At 30.8% G+C, this 6,166-nt stretch carries 6 protein-coding genes; all 6 read left to right on the plus strand.

Features of this window, described 5'->3' with window-relative positions; translation table 11 throughout:
• The first annotated feature begins 153 nt into the window (after nt 1–153).
• Nucleotides 154–924, plus strand: a complete 771-nt coding sequence (locus tag ACN5J3_RS14275) for a nucleotidyltransferase domain-containing protein (protein WP_418512161.1) — start codon at nt 154–156, stop codon at nt 922–924.
• Between the two features lie 151 nt (nt 925–1,075).
• On the plus strand, nt 1,076–1,705 hold the full coding sequence (locus tag ACN5J3_RS14280; protein WP_418512162.1) for a hypothetical protein: 630 nt from the start codon (nt 1,076–1,078) through the stop codon (nt 1,703–1,705).
• Between the two features lie 692 nt (nt 1,706–2,397).
• Nucleotides 2,398–3,300, plus strand: a complete 903-nt coding sequence (locus tag ACN5J3_RS14285; protein ID WP_418512163.1) for a hypothetical protein — start codon at nt 2,398–2,400, stop codon at nt 3,298–3,300.
• A 169-nt stretch (nt 3,301–3,469) separates the two neighbouring features.
• Complete coding sequence (locus ACN5J3_RS14290) at nt 3,470–3,958, plus strand: hypothetical protein (RefSeq protein WP_418512165.1); 489 nt, start codon at nt 3,470–3,472, stop codon at nt 3,956–3,958.
• Nucleotides 3,959–3,960: 2 nt separating this feature from the next.
• Nucleotides 3,961–4,911 carry a ComEC/Rec2 family competence protein gene (locus ACN5J3_RS14295; RefSeq protein ID WP_418512166.1) on the plus strand — a complete coding sequence of 317 codons (951 nt, stop codon included), beginning with the start codon at nt 3,961–3,963 and terminating at the stop codon, nt 4,909–4,911.
• Between the two features lie 148 nt (nt 4,912–5,059).
• Complete coding sequence (locus tag ACN5J3_RS14300) at nt 5,060–5,917, plus strand: hypothetical protein (RefSeq protein WP_418512167.1); 858 nt, start codon at nt 5,060–5,062, stop codon at nt 5,915–5,917.
• Nucleotides 5,918–6,166: the final 249 nt, after the last annotated feature.

Raw genomic sequence — 6,166 nt, forward strand, 5'->3', positions numbered from 1 at the left:
AACAAAAAATGCAATTAATTTGTACAACGAAATAAGATTACACTTATCTTTAGATTATAAAACACCTAATATGGTATATAAATTATCAGCGTAAATTCAATTTTAACCTGTAGCCATATTTCAGGACAAGACATACCCAAAAAACCGAGAAAATTGACTGAAAAAATAAGAACAGAATTAAAACGAATTGAAAAAGAAAATGATATTCAAATTCTCTATGCTGTTGAGTCAGGAAGTAGAGCTTGGGGATTTGCATCAACTGATAGTGATTGGGATGTGAGATTTTTATATATTCAAAATCCGAATTGGTATTTATCAATTGATGACAAAAAAGACAATATGGAAGTTATGCTTCCGAATGATTTAGATTTTGCAGGTTGGGAATTACGAAAAACTCTAAAATTATTTAGAAAATCAAATCCACCATTATTAGAATGGTTGAGAAGTCCGTTAATTTATTTAGAACAATATTCCACAGCGGAAAAAATGCGTGAACTGACTAAATATTATTTTAACCCAAAATCTTGTACTTATCACTATTTGCATATGGCAAAAGGGAATTATCGAGATTACTTACAAACTGATTTAGTAAGAGTGAAAAAATACTTTTACGTTTTGAGACCAATTTTAGCTTGTAAATGGATTGAATCTATGGGAACAATGGCACCAATGGAATTTGAGAAGCTTGTTAATACACAAGTTGAGAATCCTGAATTGAAAAAAGAAATCGAGAAGTTGCTGGAACGAAAAAAATCAGGCGAGGAACTTGACAAAGAACCACGAATTGAAATAATTAATAAATTTGTCGAAAAGGAAATTAAATATTTTGAAAAGAAAGTAGAAGATTATAATAAAAATCTCAAACCCGAAACTGAAAAATTAGACAATTTATTTAGAGAAACATTAAATGAAGTTTGGAAATAAAAAGTACGAACGCACAACACCGTGTATAATTAATTGCTAGGTTCTTCCCTACTTGCGAAAATTCCTGCGGAATTTTCACGGGTTCGTTAAAGTTTACTAAATTAGTTGCTTAACCACGCAACTAACCATACACAAAACCGTTGTAAAACATATGAAAAAAATCCTGCTAACATTTATAATCGGAATTTTAATTTACTCTTGTTCAGCAACTAAAACTGGAAAAGAAAAGACAAGATACTTTGATGAAAATAATGTAGAAATAAGTAAATCTAAATTCAACCGAATTCGCTCTACGAATAAATTGTTGGATATTCCCGGAGATTCAGTCAATCATAAAAAATTGACTTTGAGAGAAAAACGAGGAAAAATAAATGACAGAAAAAGTCTTGAATTATTACTTGAAAAAGCCACAGACCGTGAATTAGATTCTGACAAACCTATTGTAATAATCTACTATCCAGGTAAAGACCTTTGCAACAGTAGTGGAACAACTAACACCGAATGGATTAAAAGTTGGTACGGACAATTAGAAGATGGATTAAATCAAGTCGCTCAAGTAAAGCCATTATATATATTTAAAGATAACGATGGACTTGAAAAGTACAATGGAATTTTAAATTGGAAAAAAGACCCTGAAAAAACCATTGAAAGACTATTTTTTGAATATCATTATCCTTGTAGCAGTTTCGTAGTTATTTCTAAAAATGGTGATTACATAAGTTACTTTGGAGAATTTGGAAAAGAATATGTTTGGGAAGCGACTCAAATTATGAATAAATAAATACGTTTTACAACAATGTGTATAATTCATTGCTAGTTAGAGCTTACTTACGAAAATTCCGTTGGAATTTTCTATCTGTGATTATTTGCTAACTTTAGTGCTAAAACACGCAACGAAATCATACACTAGACCGTTGGCTTTAATGCTGGAGCAAGTTTGCGCAAATGAAAAAAGCCTGGTTTAATTTTTGGATTTTTTTTGAATTTTAAGTAAGTAAAAGCCGAAAAACTATGTTGACGAATTTTAAAAAATACGCTGAATTCTCACTCAAACTCTGAATAGAATTACGTTTGACTTTTTAGCTTGTTTACGGAATCGAGATCTGAATAAAAAAAAAAAAAACGAACTCAACGTGAAAAATCACTCTTGCGGAATTACTCATTCAAATCTGAATTAAAAATATTGAGGAAATTGAGCAAGTTTACGGAATTAATAACCGACCAAAAAAAAACAAAACAGAATTATTAAGCGTACAAAAAAGCACTAAAAGCCAACACTGTGTATAAAAAATGCGTAGTTTAGTGCTAAATCAAAAGAAAGTGCGTGTTTGCTTTCATCCGATTTTCGTTCCGAAAATCCGCTGACACAAACACGCACATTTCATACACAAAACCGTTAGCATACATTACGGAAAACCGTAACAACCATTAAAAATTTCGTAATAGATTTACAATTATTACAAATCATCGAAAATGAAAAGAAATTTACTCGTACTTACTTTTGGAATACTAACATTGTTTGGTTGTTCAGACGGAGAAACTAAAAAACAGTTATCTGAATTAAAAACTGAACTGGAACAAACAAAAGCGGAATTGAATAACTGTTCAGCTGAATTAACTAAAATTAAAAATACAGCAGAAAATAGATTTATTAGAGCAAAAAAACTTCTTTCCGATAAAAATCTGAATAGTGCTAAAATGGAATTTCAAGGAATTGTAGATAATTTCAAAGGAACTAATGATGCAACGATTGCTTCAAAGGAAATAGCAAAAATTGATAGAACAATTGAGCAAAATAAAATTGAAGCAGAAAGAAAAAAGGCACTTGGATATAAAGTTCTAAAACCTACAACAAGAGTTAAGTTTGGAGATTTATCATTACGTTTTGACAAAATTTGGAAAGGAAAACGCTGGTCTTTTGACGATTATGGACATAAATATTTCTTACGAGATGCTGAAAGAGGAAATAGTCATATTATGGCAAGAGTTTCAATAACTTCAGAAAACAACAATCCTTCATTACCACCAATTTTAGTTTATCAAATGGACAACGGAGAATTAAAATACTTAGGAACACAAGGATATAAATTTAGAAGATGGAAAGATTACGGTTCATATCTTGGAAATTACGCTGATTATGGCAATGATTTTTCTCATTCAAAAACTATTCCCTTTAACTGCGGAATTGAATTATCTAATGACAATTTAAAAAGCGGAACAATTTATGTCGTTCTAAAAAAACAGGGATGTTTTAACCGTACAAAAGTAGATTATGGAAATCCTGAAATTGCATATCGAGAAAGTTCTTGTAGTCCGAAAAGAATTTTAAAAGTTGAGGATTTTGATAATGACTATGTATTGCTGAAAAAACTATAAATAACGTATGCTAACACCGTGTATAATTAATTGCTTTATTTCTGCCTACTTGCGAATATTCCTGCGGAATATTCACAGGTTCGTAAAAGTTTACTAATTTAGTTGCTAAACCACGCAACTAACCATACACAAACACGTTACCTGTAATGCCGAAAAACAACCGAATAGAATGACAGATTTTATAAATAAAATAACAAGCTATAACCTTTTCAATTTTCTTTTTCCAGGAATCCTTTTTGCAGTATTAGGAACAAAGTGGACTATTTACAATTTTCAGACTGAGAACTTAATTTTAGGGTTATTTCTCTATTATTTTATCGGTATGACAATTAGTAGAGTTGGGTCCCTATTCATTGAGAAAGTTTTGAAGAAAACGAAAATTGTAAAATTTGCAAGCTATAAAGACTTTGTTGATTGCTCGAAAAAGGACGATAAAGTCAATCTATTTTCGGAAATAAACAACACATATCGCACTATAATTTCATTGGGTTTTTGTTTGCTTCTGACAAAACTTTATAGCGAATTAGATGAAGCTTTTAACATTCCAGAAATTTATACAACAATTGGTTTACTGTTATTAATCATTTGGCTATATATATTATCATATCGAAAACAAACTAAATACATTACTAAAAGGATTAAAGCCAACAAAGATTAACTATGATTAGAGTACACCATTTAAATGTAGGCCACGGAGATACAATCGTGATTGAATTTTTAGACACGAAAAGATTAACGGTAATTGATATGAATCGCTCTTCCGAGTTCGACAATGACACTAATGATGAATTGATTAATGAGTCTTTATCAAAAATAAGTGCACACGAACAATTAAGGTACAGTTTAGGAATGTTTACAACAGCAGACCTGTTTGCGAAAGCTGGTATAAAAAAGTCACTTACTGACCCAATTCAATATATTTCTGATTTGGGCTATTCATCTGTTTTCCGTTTTATTCAAACACATCCTCACGCTGACCATTTTACTGGAATGAACGAATTATTTTCTCAAAAATCAGTTGCGAATGTTTGGTGTATTAAAAATAATTTTACTGTTGACGAATCTAAACTGTCCGAAAATCAAAAAGCTGATTGGAAACTATTAAAAAAGTTCAGAGATAGTAGTAGTAATCCTGTTGACAATGTTACAGTGATAAGACCATATGCTGGAGATAAGAGACAATACCTAAAGGAGGATAGTATTTCTGTTTTATCACCAACACCAGAATTAGTTAAGCTTGCTCAAAATAAAGACAACAAAAATATTATGAGTTATGTTTTACTCGTAAAATACGGAGGCCACAAGTTTGTTTTTGGAGGAGACGCCGAAAAAGAAACTTGGGAATACATAGTTGAAAACTATGAAGATGAAATAAAAAATGTAACTGTTTTGGATGCGTCTCATCACGGTCGTAAAAGTGGTTATTATCAACCTGCTGTGAAATTAATGAATCCTGAATATACAATTGTTTCTGTTGGGAAGAAGCCATCAACTGATGTTTCAAATAGTTACAGACAATACTCAAAAAATGTCTGGTCGACAAGATATAAAGGGAACATAACTTTTGAAATAAATAGTGATGGAAGTGGAACATATAAACATCAATATTAAAAAAGCACTACAGGTAACACCGTGTATAATTCATTGCTAGTACTCGCCTACTTACGAAAATCCTCGCGGATTTTCTATTTGGTTTGTATTTGCTAAATTAGTTGCTGAAACACGCAACGAAATCATACACAAACACGTTGGCAATAATTTGAAAAAATCCGTTTACATATCGAACTTTCTGCTTATTCTATTGGCTTTTTCTTGTGGTCAAAATTCATCTGAAAAAGAACTAATTGGAAATTGGCGCGAAATAGAAAATGAATATAGCACTTGGCACTTTTATCCTGATAGTTTAGTTTTTAAACTATCGGGAACCACAGAAAACAAAACAGACTGGAAAGCTAACAAATCACAAATTGAATTTGAGATTGAAACTTATGATAGAAATTCAGTTGGGAAATTTGTTGACACGATTAACAAAATTAAAATTGATTATCAACTTTCAAACAAAAGAGATAGTCTTTTCGGAATCTTGAAAAACAATTATGGTGTGCATAAATTTAGTATGCTAAAAACCGAAAACTATATTGAATACCTAAACAGAAAATTTGGAATGGAATTCACTTTACCTAAAAACGATTCGAATGAATTAGAAAGAGTTGACCCAGTTTACGGAATGAAAATTTTTATGAATTTAGAGAATGATAATGTCGTTGCGAAAACAGAACTATCAAATTCTTTAAATAACTTAGAAACTGACATAAAAGAATTTAAAAACAAATTGGAATCCTATTTCGGAACCTATGATTTGCGCACAGAAAGATTTTATTTGAGTGTTTACGCTGACAAGCAAGTTCCGGATTCAATGATTACAGCAAATTTAGCTGTTAGAATCAAAAGCAACTTTTTTCTAAATAATAAATACGATGCTATTACAATTCCCAGACCACCAGGCGATACACTTCCAATAAATATTTATAGAATTTATGAAAGTGATGAAAATAAAAACCTTGAATTTAGAAAAGCTAAAAAAATAAAAACTATTGCCAACACCGTGTATAATTAATTGCTTGGTTCTAGCCTACTTGCGAATATTCCTGCGGAATATTCACAGGTTCGTAAAAGTTTACTAATTTAGTTGCTGTACCACGCAACTAATCATACACAAACACGTTGTAACCAATTTTGACCCGTCCTGAATAAAGGCTACATAATTTTAAACATTATGTACAAAAATGACAAAGTAATTAGACGGTATTCTGAATCTTTTAAACTTAAAATTTTAGACGAACTTACCGCAGGAAAACTAAACAAG

The organism is Corallibacter sp., assembly GCF_048381695.1.
GTDB classification, from domain to species: Bacteria; Bacteroidota; Bacteroidia; order Flavobacteriales; family Flavobacteriaceae; genus Corallibacter; species Corallibacter vietnamensis.

Excerpts from the sequence above, each read along its gene's own strand:
- ACN5J3_RS14295 (WP_418512166.1), top strand. The coding sequence starts at position 3,961 with ATGATTAGAGTACACCATTTAAATGTAGGCCACGGAGATACAATCGTG.
- ACN5J3_RS14290 (WP_418512165.1), top strand. The coding sequence starts at position 3,470 with ATGACAGATTTTATAAATAAAATAACAAGCTATAACCTTTTCAATTTT.
- ACN5J3_RS14285 (WP_418512163.1), top strand. The coding sequence starts at position 2,398 with ATGAAAAGAAATTTACTCGTACTTACTTTTGGAATACTAACATTGTTT.
- ACN5J3_RS14280 (WP_418512162.1), top strand. The coding sequence starts at position 1,076 with ATGAAAAAAATCCTGCTAACATTTATAATCGGAATTTTAATTTACTCT.